This is a genomic window from Arenibacter lacus, from assembly GCF_008711145.1.
Classification (GTDB): Bacteria; Bacteroidota; Bacteroidia; order Flavobacteriales; family Flavobacteriaceae; genus Arenibacter; species Arenibacter amylolyticus.
On the sequence record NZ_VVIN01000009.1, the window covers coordinates 76,930 to 93,813 of the forward strand.

A 16,884-nucleotide genomic window follows, 5' to 3' on the forward strand; every position below is an offset into this window, starting at 1 on the left:
AGGGCAGTTCCTTCCGCACCAAACATTATCGGATACGGACACTGTTTAAAATCAAATTATATAGGTCTCTTGAAGCTTTTGTAGATCCCAGATGAGGAAGGGAGGTTTATAATCCCTAAATGGGATAATATTACTATCCAGTCCTTCAAAAAGATTAATATACGTATAGTATAAAGTGGCAACAAAAGTCTGCTGCCCGAAAGTTAATTTTTGAAAGGGAGTTTTTATGTCATCCTGCCCCTCCACCAACAATTGCTTGTCCGTGCAGCAAGATGTTTGCTGGTAATCTAAATCACAACTATCGGATGGCAACTCTTCCATGCCGCAGGTCTGTACATTATGAAATAGGGAGTAATCTACCAAAGTATCTCCACAATAGTGCATATCTACGGTGAACGACATCGTGGTAAACAATACCAAGAACGCCATACAGGCAGCAGTTAATTTGTGGAGAAAAGATTTCATAACGCATCAAAGCTATAAAATATAACGATAGCTATTGTAATTTTAGTATTTTTTTAGGCTATAACATTAAGCATCTGTATAATATGGTATGTATATTAATAACATACCGCATTTAAGTATAATGCATCTACAGGGATTTTTCTAACACTATCAATAAGAAATGAAGGGTTTTCATAAATGAATTACTCCGACTCCGTATCTTTCACCTTATAATTCTTGAGTCTAAATCGCACTATATCCCCTGGCTTCCAGGTTTGCACCGAGGACCTCAACAAAATACGTTGGGTCTCTTCCAAGGGTTTCCCCTCGCCCTCCTTGGCACAATTGGTACACCTATTACAACATACCTTAAGTTGCATATGATCGCCTAGGTACATACACTGCTCTACCATCCCACAAAGGTGTGGTTCCTCTGCATTGCAAAAATCGGTTTCCTCTGCCCTGAAAAATAAGTTTACCTTATCCTTATTAACGGATAAGGGACAATCTTTAGGCCCAGACACAAATCCAAAGGGCGTTTTATAACCGCCTGGTGCAACCGTAGCAACTACATTATTAGACTTCCCAAATAGCTCAGCAACATAGGCAGAATTTGGGTCGTTGTACAATGCATCGGGAGTATCTATCTGCAATAGCTTCCCGTTTAGCATTACCGCAATTTTATCGGATGTAGAAAACGCATCTTTGGTATCGTGGGTGACCAAAATGGCCGTTATACCCATGTCTTTAATAATTTGCCTTACTTCTTCACGTACCTGATCGCGTAGAATGGTATCTAAATTACTGAATGGCTCATCCATCAACAACAGTTCTGGCCTTGGAGCCAATGCCCTAGCCAATGCCACCCGTTGCTGCTGCCCCCCGGAAAGTTGATGGGGGTATTTCTTAACATCTTCTTTTAGACCGGTAAGTTTAATTGTCTCATACACCCGTTGTTCGGCCTCTTTTTTAGGGAGTCCCTTTAATCCAAACGCAACATTTTCAAAAATAGTCAAGTGAGGGAACAGCGCATAATCTTGAAATACCATCCCGGTTTTTCGTTTGTTGGCAGGTAAGGATTTACGGCCGCTAACAATGATTTTATCATTCAAAATAATACTCCCAGAATTGGGATGTTCCAGGCCTGCAATTAAACGCAACAAGGTGGTTTTCCCAGAGCCGCTCTCTCCAACCAAGGCCAATATCTCCCCTCTTTCCAAGGAAAAAGATACATCATCTACCGCATTAGTTGCAGTGTTCTGATATCGTTTACTAATATTATTTAATTCAATAATTGCCATGTTCATTCATTTTAGCTGCTTTTGTTTTCCCAAAGGGTAGGGTTATACTACTTATTTACCCACCACAAAAGCTATTGATCTTCCTTCTGCTGCATTTATTTCTTTCTACTGATCATATTATTCAACAAAATAATTGGTATCACTCCCGTTAACACTACTACCAAGGAAGCGTTTGCAGATTCTGCAATCATCTCATTGGTCGCCATATCAAAGGCTTTGGTTGCTAGGGTATGGAAGTTAAAGGGTCTTAAAATTAAGGTTAAAGGAAGTTCCTTTAAGATATCCACAAAGGCCAATAACACGGCCCCAGCTATACTGTTTTTAATTAAAGGTAAATCTATTTTCCATAGGGTCCTTAATGGAGAAGCGCCCAATGAACGCGCTACCTCGTTTACCGAGGCCCCCGTTTTCTGAAATCCTGCATCAATAGCATTATACCCAACCGCCATAAACCGTACAATATATGCCACTACTAAGATAAACAATGTTCCCGATAAAATCATCCCAAGGTCGTTGGATAGCACCCAGTTGAGTTTTCTATCTAGGCCCATCATAGGTATCATAACACCTACTGCAATAACTGCACCAGGAATGGCATATCCTATGGAAGCGGTCCGCGCTATATGTTTGGTCCACCGCAAGGGACTAAGGCGAATGGTATACAATAGGAAGATGGATATTACCGCTATGGCCATTGCAGCGCCTATTGCCAGTGAAAAACTTCTAAATATCAGAATACCAAATTCAGCATTTACCACATAGCTCCAGGTAAGGGATACCCAATAGAATAGTTGGGCAAGCGGTAAAATAAAGCTTATCAGGAGCACTGCCAGGCAAAGTGCGGTGTACAACCATCTTGTACCTTTGTGTTTTGGACTCACCCTAATAGCGGGTTTGGCCCCAGTATTGGCCGCATTCCAATTACGACTCCCTCTTTGGAAATTCTCCAACCATATCAATACCAATACGATGAGGGTTAAAATAGCCGAGAGGTATATAGCGGTATTGATATCGCCAAAAGAAAACCAGGCTCTAAAAATCCCAGAGGTAAATGTATCTACCCCAAAGTATTTCACGGTCCCATAGTCATTTAGCACCTCCATCCCCACCAAGGCGATTCCTCCTGCCACTGCTGGTCTGGCCATGGGAAGGGCAATCTTGGCGAACATCTGTATGCGGTTGCTTCCCAAAAGAAAAGCTGCCTCCTGCATGGCGCTGGACTGTTGCATAAAAGAAGCTCTACAGATTACATATACATAGGGAAACAGGCTAATAGAGAGAATAAAAATAGCCCCAGGCATGTTCATAATATCTACAATAGCGCCTTTAAAATGTATATCAAAATTATTGCGAAAAAAGGCCTGTACCGGTCCCGTATATTCCAAAATCCCCACATAGCTATACCCCATCATATAAGAAGGAAAGGCAAGTGGGAGAATTAGTAACCATTCAAAATATTTACGCCCGGGAAAGTCGTACATAGAGACCAACCAGGCCATACTCACCCCAATCAGGAAGGTGAAAAACCCCACCCCCAGTAACAAGAGGGCGGAATTGACAAAATAAGAAGGCAGCAAATTGGACGCAATATGCTCCCAATGCTCCCCAGGCTTATCGAAAAGCTTGATCAAAATAGTGAAGATGGGAGTCAGGACCAACAGTAGTATTACCGTTGCCCCACCCGTCCACTTATTCCACCAATAGGTGGTTCTCTTTGCCATTTATAAATGCTATTCAATGTTTTGGACCTTTTAGAAATCCAAAACTTCTTAAACTTTTAGAGCAAGACCAAGAAGGTTATTTAAAGCCTTTTTGGTCTTACTCCCTCCCCTTCTTATTTCCAACCGGCCTCATCAAAGATCTTAACGGCCTTGCTATTGTATTCCCCCAGTTTATAGAGTTCTACGGTGTCCGTTTTAAAATCGCCCCAAGTCTTTAAAATAGAGGCTTTACTAGCCTTAGGATTGATGGGGTATTCGTAGTTTAAATTCGCTAGTGTCTGCTGCGCTTCCTCCCCGGAGAGGAATTCCATAAGCTTAATAGCATTTTCTTTATTGGGTGCATATTTAGTTACCCCTATACCGCTGATATTAATATGGGTACCCCTTCCTTCCTGGTTTGGAAAAATAATACCGACCTGCTCTCCCGCCTTGCGCTCTTCCGCATTTTTATCGTTCAGCATTAATCCAATATAATAGGTATTTACCACAGCAATGTCTCCTTCACCAGCAGCCACCGCCTTTACTTGATCCCGATCACTACCTTTTGGATTCCTTGCCATATTGGCAACTACTCCCTCTGCCCACTCCTTGGCCTTTTCTTCACCATGGGCTAAAATAATAGAGGCCAACATAGATTGGTTGTACACATTTTCTGAGGAGCGGATCACTACTTTGCCCTTCCATTTGGGGTCTGCCAAGTCTTCGTAGGTCTTAATATCTTCCGGATTCACCCTATCTTTGGCATAAGCGATAATCCTTGCCCTATAGGTTAAACCGTACCAATGTCCGTCTTTCTCCCTAAATTCCGATCCAATATTGCTTTCCAAAACCTGGGAACTAACGGGTTGTAAAAGGTCCCTAGACTGTGCACGATACAGTCTACCAGCATCCACAGTAATCAATATATCTGCATTGGAATCCTTGCCTTCTGTCTCCAAACGCTGGATAAGCTCATCGGCACTAGCATTTACAATATTGACCTTGATTCCAGTCTCTTCAGTAAATTTGGAAAAAAGCTCATCATCTGCCTTGTAATGGCGGTGTGTATAAACGTTAACCACTTCCTTGGATTTTGAAGCTTCACCACATGCCACAAATAAAGTCATTAAGCTCAGTATAAAACCGAATTTTAGGGTATTCCTCATCTGTTTTGTTTTTTTGTTTGATCTGCAAAGGTAAGCTTATTTAGACTTGTTACAAACAAGAAGTAATTACATTAGCTGTTCGTTTTGGATGAGTGAAGCGCTTCCCTACCCCTAAAACTGCAACTAAAATTAATCCCAACCACCCATTGAAAGAAAACCCCTGGAAATGAACAAACTACCCAGACTACACTAAGCGTATCGGCCGCTACCAATAACTTTCTCCTTTTAAAAAGATTCTTGTTTTGGCTAGTAGAACCAAAAAATACTGGAAAAGGGATCACTTAACAATTAGGGACTACTCCCAATTGCAAGAGTTACTTTACCAAAAAACCTATCCCACTAACGCCTTATTGATTACGTTGAGACTACCTCTTTCCTTTTAAAATTAATGAGTACTACCGCAAATAAAACGATTAGGATCCCTCCCCACTGAAGCGGACTTATATCTTCATGTAATACCCAATAGGCACTAAAAACAGAAACTGGTATTTCCAAGGCTGCTATAATACTTCCTAAACCTGTCCCTATTTTTGGAAACCCCCTATTGAACAATAGTGGGGGAAGCAGGGTACCAAATACACCCAGAAAAGCTCCCCAACTAATAAAGCTCTTCCAACTAAAGTCTTGCAAAATTTGAAGGTTCCAAAATAAGATTACCACTATAAATCCGCCATACACTAAGTATTGGGTACGTACAAGGATGGGGAGCTGCAAACCCACCCGAGTAGTTGCGTACATTACCCCCGTAAAGCTCAAAGCAGCCAACAGCCCAAATCCGATACCTCTAAGATCCAATTCTACATTGGTCTCAAAGACTTTCGCAGCCAAGAGCGTACCCACTATGGCCACCAGAGCACCCACTATTTTAATACCACTGACCAATTTCCGGGCCGTAAAAAACTCTAAAGCCACCCCCATCCAAATGGTCTGCATCAGGAGGATTATACCTACGGACACCGGCACATATTGGATAGATAAGTAATAGAAACTACTGGTTAACCCCAAAAAGCTTCCAAAGAGCATTAATTTTAATTTTGGATGTTTTGGGGTACCCGCTACTTTCTCACCTACCTCTTTTTTAGAAAAAAAATAGGCCAAAACGCTCAATACCAATACCCCAAATAAGTACTGGGAAAAGGCAAGTCCCGCAGTTCCCAAGCCCTGGTTGTTGGCATATTTAACAAAGGTGGCCAACACCCCATAACTAGATGCGCCAATGGCTATATACAATACCCCCTTAAGATGTGTGTTCATTACTTTTAAATTGAGTGAAATTCTTCCTACGGAAAATAAAAGGCAAACATAATCAATCAGAAAGACACCTCGGTTTTAGTAACCAGAAGCACGAGGGGGCCCCCTGTAAACCCACAGAGGCTAACTAGCGCCAACAAATGAAATATAGCACCTAAAAGATTATTTTTCCATTACAATTCCACTTAATTTTGCAGGCCGTTATCTTCCCTAGGATTTAGAAGGTCACATCCTCCAATCCCAGTAGCTTCCATAATTAATATTCGTATTTTTACATCCAAATAAAACCCGTTATTTGCACCAGCACAAATACTTAATTACGATCCCATACACTTGTATTGATTATGGAACTGGAAAGACTAGAAAAGGAACTGGAGAAAATCTATATCACCCTCATAGAAAAGGAAAAGGTTGCCAATAGCATTGCATCCTCCGTACATCCTCAATACAGGTCGAGCTCTAAAAACCTCTATCGCTATTTATTATTGCGCAGTACCGATATTCGGGAGATTCAGGCTGGTTTATCGGAATTGGGGATATCCTCTTTGGGCAGCGGCGCAGGATATGTATACGATAATATATCAGGGGCACTGAAGCTGGTGAAATTATTGAACGGTACATCCTGGGAGCAAAATTCCGATATGGAAGCCATTGGTTTTACGGGCAGCAAGAAATTATTGGTACAGCATGCAAACCACCTATTTAAGGTGGACTCCAAGGTAAGGGACACAGAAATTATGGTCACCATGCCCGATGAAGCTGCTACGGACAAAGACCTCATAAAACGGCTGCAGGAAGCGGGTATGGGTATTGCCCGATTAAATCTAAGCCATGGCAACGAAGAACTATGGAGTAAAATTTTAAAGAATGTTGGGAGCGTGGAAAAGGAAACCGAACTTCCTATCCATATTTACATGGATCTTCCGGGCCCCAAAATACGGATCAGCAACATCTACAAACAAGACCGCCCAGAAACGTCTTTAGTGTCGGTTCCCCTTATAGAAATAAACAACACATCGCGCTTATTGCTTATAAAACCGGAGCCCGCCCTACTTTCCGAGGGGTCTAACGTTTTAAGTTTCTCCGAAAACATCCCGTTGATAGAAGTCTCTCTTCCTCAGATTATAGATAACCTTAAAGTAGGGGAACGGGTATTTTTTGATGATGGTACCTTTGAAGCCGTAGTAGAAACTATTAATAATGGTACCGCTACCATTTGCATAAAAAATGCATACAAAAAGAAATTACGCCCCGGCAAGGGCATAAACTTGCCCGACACCAATTTAGAACTTCCTTCCCTTACCTCCGAAGATCTAGAATTATTGCCTTTCATTATAAAGCACTCGGATATGATTGGCTATTCCTTTGTGAAAAATGCCGATGATGTTTCCCTACTTTATAGTGAACTGGAAAAACTAGGCAATACAGATATTGGGGTAATCTTTAAAATAGAGAATAGTACCGCCTTTGAGAACCTGCCCGCCATACTTTTTAGAGCAATGCAAAGACCAAAAATCGGGATAATGATTGCTAGGGGCGATTTAGCAGTGGAGGTAGGATTTGAACGGATATCAGAGGTGCAAAACGAAATTCTCTGGTTGTGTGAAGCAGCTCAGATTCCAGTAGTATGGGCTACCCAAGTATTGGATACCATGGCCAAAAAAGGGATGGCCACACGTGCAGAAATCTCCGACGCCACCATAAGTGCCCAAGCGGAGTGTGTAATGCTCAATAAGGGTCCTTTTATAGTAGAGGCCACCCAAACTTTAAAGAACGTATTGGGGCGCATGGAGGCCCATTCCCAAAAATCCAAGAACACCCTAAGAGCCTTAAAAGTTGCAAAAAAAGGTTTAAAAGATATCCACGGGCAGTACACAGAGGAAGCTTAGATCCAAACAAATAACAAAACACGAGCGTGACGCTCGCGCTAGCGGTTATGAGCGGAGTGATGCCTGTTTACAGACATAGTAAACTCGCTCTAAGAAACAGAAGCTTCACCACACAAACGAATACAAATTAAAGCTAATCCCTACAGTTTTCGTTTTACTTCACAGGGATTTCCAAAGGCCAAAACATTGTTGGGCAAGTCTTTAGTAACCACACTTCCAGCGCCAATGGTTACGTTGTCCCCAATAGTAACGCCTGGGAAAATCACGGTATTCCCACCTATCCACACATTATCACCAATGGCAACTGGCTGAGCAAAAGTGAGGTAACGCTTCCCATGGCCTACATCAACGATTCTTTCCGAGGCTTTTAATGGATGGCTGGCTGTATATATTTGAACATTAGGGGCGATGAGACCGTTTTTCCCTATGGTTATTGTATGATTGTCCAAAAAAATACAATTGGTATTAACAAAGGTGTTATCGCCTATGGTTATGTTTTCCCCATAATCACAAAAGAAGGGGGTTTCTATCCACACCCCGTCTCCTTTCCGCTTAAACAGTTCAGACAGAATCCGCTCCCGCTCATCTCGCAATCTCGAGTCTAAATTATTGTACTCCTTTAATAATGATCGTGCATGGTGATAGATTTCTATTAATTCCGCATCCCTAGAATCATAATACGCACCATTAAGCATCTTTTCTTTCTCGGTCACCGATGTTGGTTTTTAGGTTATGACCTGCAAAATAGGGATAGTTCTTTAGATTTACACCATTATTACAATAGGCTTAAATCTCGATAAATTGCTTAATGCAGCACAGTACTCCCTAAATAAAACTTGTCTCCTACAAGTATCCTCACATCCTAGTATGCCCCATATACTAGGTACGAATATTAAAAACAAATCTAGGATATGTTGCACAAGGGAGGATCAGGGTACGTTATAGAATCCATTAGTGGCAACCTATTAGGATACGCCCCTGGTTAACAATAAGTAAAAACCCAAATTTTACGTATATTTATATGAATTAGGAATTTCCCCATCTACTTAGATTCCTTTATTCCTTGTACTGAAATTGATCATTTTTTTTCTGATTAACAAGGTAAAAGATCAGTGACCTCCCCCAAAGATTTACGTATAACCATTGCCATCCCATCGTTGTGGGACATGGCAACCAAACACACTATAATGAAAACAACTTCAGCAGCATTAGTGCTATTCGCCTGCCTGTTTCAGGTACATGCACAATTCCAGGATGCAACACCTCCCATAGCAGAACAGAAAGAACACTGGCGCGTTATTCATAACGATAGTGTATTGGACAACTATTTCTGGATGTACGACTATTTTGGAAAGGGACCGGATAGCACTCAGGTTTTAAACTACTTAAGAGCAGAAAACAATTATGTAGATTCTGTAATGCACCTATCTAAACCCTTTCAAACTGAGTTATTCTTGGAGATGAAAGCTAGAATAAAAGAAAAAGATGAAAGTGTACCCGTGTTTAAAAACGGCTACTTTTATTACTACAGAACAGACGAGGGCAAACAGTATTATAAATTCTGCCGAAAAAAAGAAAGCATGGATTCCCAAGAGGAGGTGTTGTTGGATGTTGACAAAATGGCCGAGGGACATTCGTACTATTCAGCTTCCGGATTCGCGGTGAGCCCCAATAATAAATATTTGGCTTATGGCGTGGACACCCTAAGTAGACGGCAATACACGATTTACATAAAAGATTTAGAATCGGGTTCCATACTAAAAAACAACATTCAAAACACCACAGGCTATCCTTGCTGGGCTAATGACAACCAAACACTTTTCTATACTTCCAAAAATCCGGCAACCCTATTGTCCGAAAAAATTAAACGACATACCCTAGGTGCAGACGCTGAAAATGACGTAGTGGTCTACCATGAAAAAGATAATAGCAATTATATATGGGTTGATAAAAGCAAAAACAATCAATTCATTTTTATTTACTCCCAAGCAACGCTGTCTTCCGAGTTAAGGATGATAAATGCCAATCTACCAAACGGTGACTTTAAAGTATTTCAGCCTAGAATGAAGGATGTGTTATACGAGGTACTTCCCCTAAACGATCGATTTTTAATACTTACCAACAAGGATGGCGCCAAAAACTTTAAATTGATGGAGAGTCCGCTTAATACAACCGAAGCCTCCCAATGGACGGAAGTCATCCCCGTACGCAAGGAGGTGTTGTTGGAAAGAGTAGAAGAGTTTAAAGACTTTATTGTTATCAGTGAACGCGAAAATGGACTTGTGAAATTACGTATTAGGAATTTAGAGAATAATGCAGAGCATTATCTAGATTTTGGGGAGGCGGCCTATACCGCAGATATAGGTGCCAATCCAGAATATAAAAGCGAAAAATTGAGGTATAGGTATAGCTCTCTTACCACTCCACCCTCCACCTATGATTATCACATTAACACCAGAGAAAAAGACTTATTAAAACAAGAGGAGGTTCTTGGCGGATACAATTCAAGTAACTATACTACAGAACGCATATATGCCACGGCAAAGGACGGCAGTAAAATACCCATATCCCTAGTTTATAAGAATGATACGAAACTAGATGGAACATCGCCTTTATTACTTTTTGGTTATGGAAGTTATGGAGCAAGCATGGATGCCCGTTTTGCCAGTACTAGATTAAGCTTATTAAATAGAGGCTTTATATATGCCATAGCCCATATAAGAGGGGGGCAGGAACTTGGTCGTGCTTGGTATGAGGATGGGAAGTTGATGAATAAGAAAAACACCTTTACGGATTTCATTGACTGCGGCGAGTATTTAATTCAGGAAAACTATACAGCAAGAGGGCACTTGTATGCCATGGGTGGCAGTGCGGGCGGACTTTTAATGGGGGCTGTTGCAAATATGGCGCCCAATTTATGGAACGGACTTGTTGCTGCAGTTCCCTTTGTAGATGTAGTAAATACGATGCTGGATGAAAGCATCCCGTTAACCACCAATGAATTTGATGAGTGGGGCAACCCAAAAAACAAAGAAGCTTATCAATATATAAAATCGTATAGTCCTTATGAAAATATTGAAAAGAAAGACTATCCTAATATTTTCGTTACTACGGGCTTACACGATAGTCAGGTACAGTACTTTGAACCCGCAAAATGGGTAGCCAAATTGCGAGCTATGAAAACAGATGAGAATCTTTTACTCCTCCGCACTCAAATGGAATATGGTCATGGTGGCGCCAGTGGACGGTTTGATTACTTAAAGGAAATAGCCGAGGTCTACGCTTTTTTGCTAAACCTAGAGGGGATCTATCAGTAGCAGTCTAACATAGCCGTAGTTCATTTAACACCCTGCTTAAGGAAATTTTAGATTTGCACGCACTTTCCCTATCCAGATCAGAACTTCCTACCATAAAGGGGACACCATCAAATAGCTATACTTTATGTATTAAATAAGATCATTTATGCTAAAAGCAAGGAGTTAGAAGCGACTTGCATCATAGGAGTTGTTGGCTTTATAGGTTTCCATGTACTAGGTCTCTAATCCAATTATCTTAATACCATATAAAAACTGTTATCTCCAAAGAAGATATTCTCCCCTTAATTGTAAAAAAATGGATTTTCCAACCACACTACTTCACCTTTGTGAAAAAGTAGTTCGGATAAAATCCGAGCCCGTTCTTACGTCAATCTAGAATCTCGATTATGGGACTCTTTTAATAAGAATCGTGCATGGTGATAGATTTCTATCAATTTCGCATCCCTACAATCACTGCAATCTCTATCACGCATTTTATCAATCTTGGTCACCTAGAAATTTTGTGGAGTAAAAATTCTCAAAATAGGGGTGATTTTTCGGATTTAGGTTATTAGATTGAAATTGAGTGAACCCAGCATGATCTTTCCCATATCAGGCATTTTACTTTCGTATACAGAACATCCTAAACCTTACCGAGGAATCTATCTATATGAGAATTAACACCTTCATAACAAAATAGCAAGGTTAACTTAAATAGAAGTAAAGTAAACCCTGTTTGGAAGAGCTATTATCTTAGATAGGGGTTCCTCTAGCATTGCCTTAATTCACATAATATTACTTAAAGAAATCGGTAGGCTAATCGTTTACCCCTCTACTTGTTTTTAAGTTGAGGTATTTCCCAATATCATTTAATATACATCTGTTGAGTCCACCTAAACCAGACAAAGGATTGAACTAGATGTGGATCCATGAATAGGGAAAAGTTTCTTTAAATCAATGTTTAACAATTAAATCAATTTAAACACCAACATTTATGAAAAAGCTTTTATTGTTATGTCTTCTACTAATGGGAGGCGCAACTATGTTTGCCCAAAATGGGATTACCGTTTCGGGAACGGTCTCCGAAAGTGGTACCCAAATGCCTGTTCCGGGAGCAAGTGTGGTAGAAGTTGGCACGACCAATGGGGTAGTCAGTGATTTTGACGGAAACTACTCCATTAATGTCGCTAAAGACGCCATCTTGGAAATTAGCTTTCTAGGATACGCCAAACAACAAATACCAGTAAATGGTCAAACAACCATCAATATATCACTATCAGAAGATGCCGAGTTTTTGGACGAGGTGGTAGTCGTAGGTTTCGGTACCCAGAAAAAAGTAAACCTCACGGGCTCCGTCGCAACTGTAGATAGTAAAATGCTGGAATCTAGACCTATAACCAGCGTATCTGCCGGACTTTCAGGATTATTGCCTGGAGTGTATGTAAACCAATCTTCAGGATTGCCTGGAAACGACGGTGGCACCATCAGAATTAGAGGTACGGGAACGCTTAACCAGGCTTCGCCTATGATATTAATAGATGGGGTTGAAGGTTCGTTAAATGACGTTCAGGCAAATGACATCGCGAATATTTCGGTATTAAAAGATGCTGCTTCGGCTGCCATTTACGGTTCTAAAGCGGCTAATGGTGTTATTTTGGTAACTACCAAATCAGGAAAATCAGGAGAACCAACAGTAACCTATACGGGAGATTTTGGCTGGCAAGATCCTACCGTACTTCCAGAGTATCTAGGTTCTTATGACTACGCTATATTATACAACGAAGCCTTGGCCAATAGTGGTAAAACACCTAGGTTTAGTGAGAATGATTTGGAACTCTTCCGCACTGGCAGCAGTCCTTTCACACATCCAAATACAGACTGGCATGATCTTTTATACCAAGGATCCGGATTTGTAACCACCAATAACTTCGCTGTTTCTGGCGGGTCCGAATATACCTCTTATCGCGCATCCCTAAATTATCAGAATCAGGATGGGATTATAGAGCATACCGGAAAAAAGGATTATAACGCAAGAATCAATTTAACCGTTACCCCCAAGAATTGGATAACTACAAACCTTAATATGTCGTATAGTCAAATGGATCGTTATGAGCCAAACAACGCCTATGTTGGTGGAGGTTTAGATCAGATTATAAGACAGGTCAATAGGATTGCCCCATGGATTCCTTATAAAAATCAAGATGGCACCTATGGAACCATCTCGGATGGTAACCCTATTGCATGGTTAGATATGGGACCACAGATAAACTACCAACGGAAGACCTTTGTTGGTATAGGATCTGTACAATTAGATTTATTCGATGGCTTTAATATAAAGGCGACTGCATCCCATAGAAATGTAGATTCGGGTAACTCTGAGTTAAACAAAGAGTTGCAATACAACCCTTCAAAATATCACGGACCAACAAAGTTAACCGAGAGATTTATCACGAATACACGTAATACTTTCGATTTAACAGCTAACTACTCCACAACATTCAACGGAGAACATAATTTAGATTTGTTGGCAGGTTATCATGTAGAGTCTTACGACTACAAAAACACCTCGGCCTATAGAGAAAATTTTCCCAGCAACGAACTTACAGATTTAGATGCAGGGTCTACTAGCGGCATGACCAACTCTGGGTATACCCGTAAATTAAATATGGTGTCTTGGTTTGGTAGGGCTAACTACAACTATATGGGCAAATATTTAGTAGAGGCCAATGTTAGAGCCGATGGTTCTTCACGTTTCGCAAAAGACAATAGAGTAGGTGTTTTCCCATCGTTCTCGGCTGGATGGCGTATATCCGAAGAAAATTTCTTTGAAGGATTAAAGGACGCCATGAGCAACCTAAAAATTAGGGCTTCTTGGGGACAGTTAGGCAACCAAGATGCATTGGACGATTATTACCCTACTATTCCAACGCTATCATTGGGCATGGATTATCCGTTTAATAGTACTATTAATTCCGGTGCAGCTATCGTAAATGCGAAGAATGCTTCATTAATTTGGGAAAAAACAACTTCCTACGGTCTTGGCTTTGATGCTACGGTATTGGGAAACATAGACGTTACCATCGATTTATATAAAAAACTAACAGAAGGTATTATCATGGAAGTTCCTGCGCCAAATGAATTTGCGCTAGGGAAGTTCTTCGACAACGTTGGTAAGTTAGATAACAAGGGAGTTGAAATAAGCGTGAATTACCGCGATCAATTTGGTGATATCGATTTTCAATTTGGCGGAAACATTGCGTACAACGAGAATGAGTTGGTAGAATTGGCAGGAACAGATCAAGTAATAAATGGGAGAAAAATCAGAAGATTAGGAACCCCTCTCGATTCTTGGTTTGGCTATAAAACAGATGGCCTTTACCAGAGTGAATCCGAGATCGCTTCTTGGCCTACAAATACTATTTACGCTAGTCAATTACAACCAGGAGATCTTCGTTACGTAGACACCACGGGTGACGGGAAGGTAGATGCTGACGATAGAGTTTTATTAGGGAAATCTATTCCCCCAATCAACTTTGGTTTTAATATTAGTCTAGGGTATAGAAATTTTGACTTCATGGCTCTTTTCCAAGGTGCAATGGGTGCTTATGGGTATATGGATACGGATGCTATAGGCGCTGTAAACGGGGACGCTCAAAAACCGCTAAAACTGTTCATGGACCGTTGGACCCCCACAAATACCAATACCAATGTTCCTCGTCTTATCGATAATATTTACGGCCCCAGTATGCCTCAAAACTCAACCACAAGTCATTGGTTGAAAAGCACCGATTTTTTAAGGTTGAAAAACCTTCAGCTAGGTTATAATGTTCCAACGGATATTTTGGACGAGTGGAACATATCGCGCCTAAGAATTTATTATAGCGCCCAAAACCTATACACCCTTACACCTTACACCAAAGGATGGGATCCTGAGGCTCCTTCAGGAAGAGGTAGTGGATACCCTGTGGTAATGACTAATTCAATCGGAGTTAACTTAACATTTTAATTTGATATGCTCAACATGAGAAAACTAATATATTTACTAGCAATAACCGTTGTATTTAGCGCATGCGACGATTCCTTTTTGGATACCGCTCCAAATGACGCCCTTTCACCTTCCACTTTTTGGAAAACTAAAAACGATCTTGATTTAGCCTTAACTGGGTGCTACAACGGATTTGAAAGTTCTGGAAACATATTCTACCGGGATGCCGGTTCAGACAACGCCTACAACAACTTTCCATGGGAAGGATGGACCAATATTGGAAATGGAATTCTTTCTGCAGCCGATCCTGGGGCCTCTTATTACAGCTTTGGCACCATAAATAGGTGCAATGAGTTTCTAGCAAACTGCGACAATGCAACTGCAGTTCCAGAAGCCGACAGGGCAATTTATAAAGCTCAAGCTCGATTCCTTAGAGCTTATAAGTATTATACCCTTACCGTAAATTATGGCGATATACCCTTAATTCTTGAGAATTTTAATCATCCAGAGGAAGCCAAGGTTCCGAGAAATCTACAATCCGAAGTTCGTAAATTTATTGAGGAGGAACTGAAGGACATTATTGATATCCTCCCTGAATCTTACTCAGAAGCAGATCAGGGTAAAGCCACCAAAGGAGCTGCACAGGCCTTATTGATGAGGTATTACTTGTATTTTGGAGCGTATAAGGATGCATTGGCGACAGCGAATAGTATTTCTGGATATTCTTTGTTCCCATCTTTTGAAGGTCTTTTTGACCCAACCAATGAGCAGAATAATGAGGTGATTCTTTCAGTGCAATACACTCCAGATTTATACAGAACCAACTATACTCCATATTTACCAAATAGTATTGGAGGATGGTCCTCTGTAGTACCCACTCAATCTTTAGTAGATGCCTTTGAAATGATTGATGGAAAAACCATTGAGGAGGCAGCATTAACAGGAGAATATGACCCGGCAAATCCCTTTGTTAATAGAGACCCTCGTCTAAGGGCTTCCATTATTTATCCAGGACAGGTTTTTGCAGGAAATGTATACCGCTCTATAGAAGAGGATAGCAATGATTACTTCAACAAAGCTGATAACGCTTCTAAAACAGGGTATAACTATAAAAAATACAATACTTTCTTGGATTTAAACCCAGATGCACCTTACTGGAATATGGGTAATGATGTATTTATTTTCCGTTATGCCGAAGTATTATTAACCATTGCAGAAGCAAAAGTAGAATTGAATGAGATAGACAACGAATTATACGAAGCCTTAGACGCTGTTCGCGAAAGAGCGGGAATGCCAAAGGTTGATAGAGTTAAGTATGCTACCCAGTCTAGCCTAAGGGAATTGGTAAGAAATGAAAGAAGGGTAGAATTTGCTATGGAAGGACTTCGTAGAGACGATATCATCCGATGGGATATCGCCAAAGAAGTACTAAATGGCGAGCTAATGGGGGCAAAGAGAGGCGTAGTACTGGAAACCACGCAGCCTAATGGAGATTACAATGTTTATATGACCTTGCCAGAGAACTTGATTGAGAGCCGCTCTTTTGAAGCTCCTAAGAATAATCTATTGCCCATCCCACAGAGTGCAATTGATAAGAACCCTAAATTGGCACCTAATAATCCTGGGTACTAATTAGCACGGAACGAAGTACTTACCACAATGTGCTGCAATGATTACAAAGCACTTGATGTAAGTTAATAATAGAAATCCCGGAAATGAAATTTTCCGGGATTTTTTTGATTCTAATCGTTCTGATTGAAAGTTTCGGTTGATGCCTAGAATAGGAAGATCAAGCCTTACGCATTACACGGCCTAAAACTGGACACTATCATAAAACAATAAAGAAGCAACC

The 16,884-nt window shown here is 40.7% G+C and carries 10 protein-coding genes; 4 read left to right on the forward strand and 6 right to left on the reverse strand.

Annotated features, from left to right (window positions below):
- Positions 1-51 precede the first annotated feature (51 nt).
- From F1E73_RS05090 to F1E73_RS05110, 5 genes are all read right to left on the reverse strand, one after another.
- Complete coding sequence (locus tag F1E73_RS05090; protein WP_150451294.1) at positions 52-465, reverse strand: HYC_CC_PP family protein; 414 nt, start codon at positions 463-465, stop codon at positions 52-54.
- 182 nt (positions 466-647) lie between these two features.
- Entirely contained in the window at positions 648-1,745 is a 1,098-nt protein-coding gene (locus F1E73_RS05095; protein ID WP_086476376.1) for an ABC transporter ATP-binding protein, read from the reverse strand.
- A gap of 95 nt (positions 1,746-1,840) precedes the next feature.
- The gene (locus F1E73_RS05100; RefSeq protein WP_086476348.1) at positions 1,841-3,466 is read right to left on the reverse strand and encodes an ABC transporter permease; all 1,626 of its coding nucleotides are present in this window, start codon (positions 3,464-3,466) and stop codon (positions 1,841-1,843) included.
- Positions 3,467-3,579: 113 nt separating this feature from the next.
- Positions 3,580-4,611: a Fe(3+) ABC transporter substrate-binding protein gene (locus F1E73_RS05105; protein WP_086476349.1), complete on the reverse strand. Its 1,032-nt coding sequence runs from the start codon at positions 4,609-4,611 to the stop codon at positions 3,580-3,582.
- Positions 4,612-4,965: 354 nt separating this feature from the next.
- Positions 4,966-5,865, reverse strand: coding sequence for an EamA family transporter (locus tag F1E73_RS05110; RefSeq protein ID WP_150451295.1), 900 nt, complete (start codon positions 5,863-5,865; stop codon positions 4,966-4,968).
- 341 nt (positions 5,866-6,206) lie between these two features.
- Between F1E73_RS05110 and F1E73_RS05115 the strand changes: the two genes are divergently transcribed.
- Complete coding sequence (locus F1E73_RS05115) at positions 6,207-7,751, forward strand: pyruvate kinase (RefSeq protein ID WP_150451296.1); 1,545 nt, start codon at positions 6,207-6,209, stop codon at positions 7,749-7,751.
- Between the two features lie 140 nt (positions 7,752-7,891).
- Here the strand turns inward: F1E73_RS05115 and F1E73_RS05120 are convergent, their stop codons facing one another.
- Positions 7,892-8,464 carry a sugar O-acetyltransferase gene (locus F1E73_RS05120; RefSeq protein ID WP_086476352.1) on the reverse strand — a complete coding sequence of 191 codons (573 nt, stop codon included), beginning with the start codon at positions 8,462-8,464 and terminating at the stop codon, positions 7,892-7,894.
- Positions 8,465-8,938: 474 nt separating this feature from the next.
- Between F1E73_RS05120 and F1E73_RS05125 the strand changes: the two genes are divergently transcribed.
- The 3 genes from F1E73_RS05125 to F1E73_RS05135 all read left to right on the forward strand — a co-directional run bounded on the left by F1E73_RS05125 (position 8,939) and on the right by F1E73_RS05135 (position 16,664).
- A complete protein-coding gene (locus F1E73_RS05125; protein ID WP_223883360.1) occupies positions 8,939-11,068 on the forward strand; it encodes a S9 family peptidase in 2,130 nt (709 codons plus the stop codon).
- Between the two features lie 973 nt (positions 11,069-12,041).
- Positions 12,042-15,053: a SusC/RagA family TonB-linked outer membrane protein gene (locus F1E73_RS05130; RefSeq protein ID WP_150451297.1), complete on the forward strand. Its 3,012-nt coding sequence runs from the start codon at positions 12,042-12,044 to the stop codon at positions 15,051-15,053.
- A 15-nt stretch (positions 15,054-15,068) separates the two neighbouring features.
- A complete protein-coding gene (locus tag F1E73_RS05135; RefSeq protein ID WP_191088987.1) occupies positions 15,069-16,664 on the forward strand; it encodes a RagB/SusD family nutrient uptake outer membrane protein in 1,596 nt (531 codons plus the stop codon).
- Positions 16,665-16,884: the final 220 nt, after the last annotated feature.

Coding starts and splice junctions, on each gene's coding strand:
- F1E73_RS05135 (WP_191088987.1), top strand. CDS start 15,069: ATGAGAAAACTAATATATTTACTAGCAATAACCGTTGTATTTAGCGCA.
- F1E73_RS05110 (WP_150451295.1), bottom strand. CDS start 5,865: ATGAACACACATCTTAAGGGGGTATTGTATATAGCCATTGGCGCATCT.
- F1E73_RS05130 (WP_150451297.1), top strand. CDS start 12,042: ATGAAAAAGCTTTTATTGTTATGTCTTCTACTAATGGGAGGCGCAACT.
- F1E73_RS05100 (WP_086476348.1), bottom strand. CDS start 3,466: ATGGCAAAGAGAACCACCTATTGGTGGAATAAGTGGACGGGTGGGGCA.
- F1E73_RS05090 (WP_150451294.1), bottom strand. CDS start 465: ATGAAATCTTTTCTCCACAAATTAACTGCTGCCTGTATGGCGTTCTTG.
- F1E73_RS05105 (WP_086476349.1), bottom strand. CDS start 4,611: ATGAGGAATACCCTAAAATTCGGTTTTATACTGAGCTTAATGACTTTA.
- F1E73_RS05125 (WP_223883360.1), top strand. CDS start 8,939: ATGAAAACAACTTCAGCAGCATTAGTGCTATTCGCCTGCCTGTTTCAG.
- F1E73_RS05095 (WP_086476376.1), bottom strand. CDS start 1,745: ATGGCAATTATTGAATTAAATAATATTAGTAAACGATATCAGAACACT.
- F1E73_RS05115 (WP_150451296.1), top strand. CDS start 6,207: ATGGAACTGGAAAGACTAGAAAAGGAACTGGAGAAAATCTATATCACC.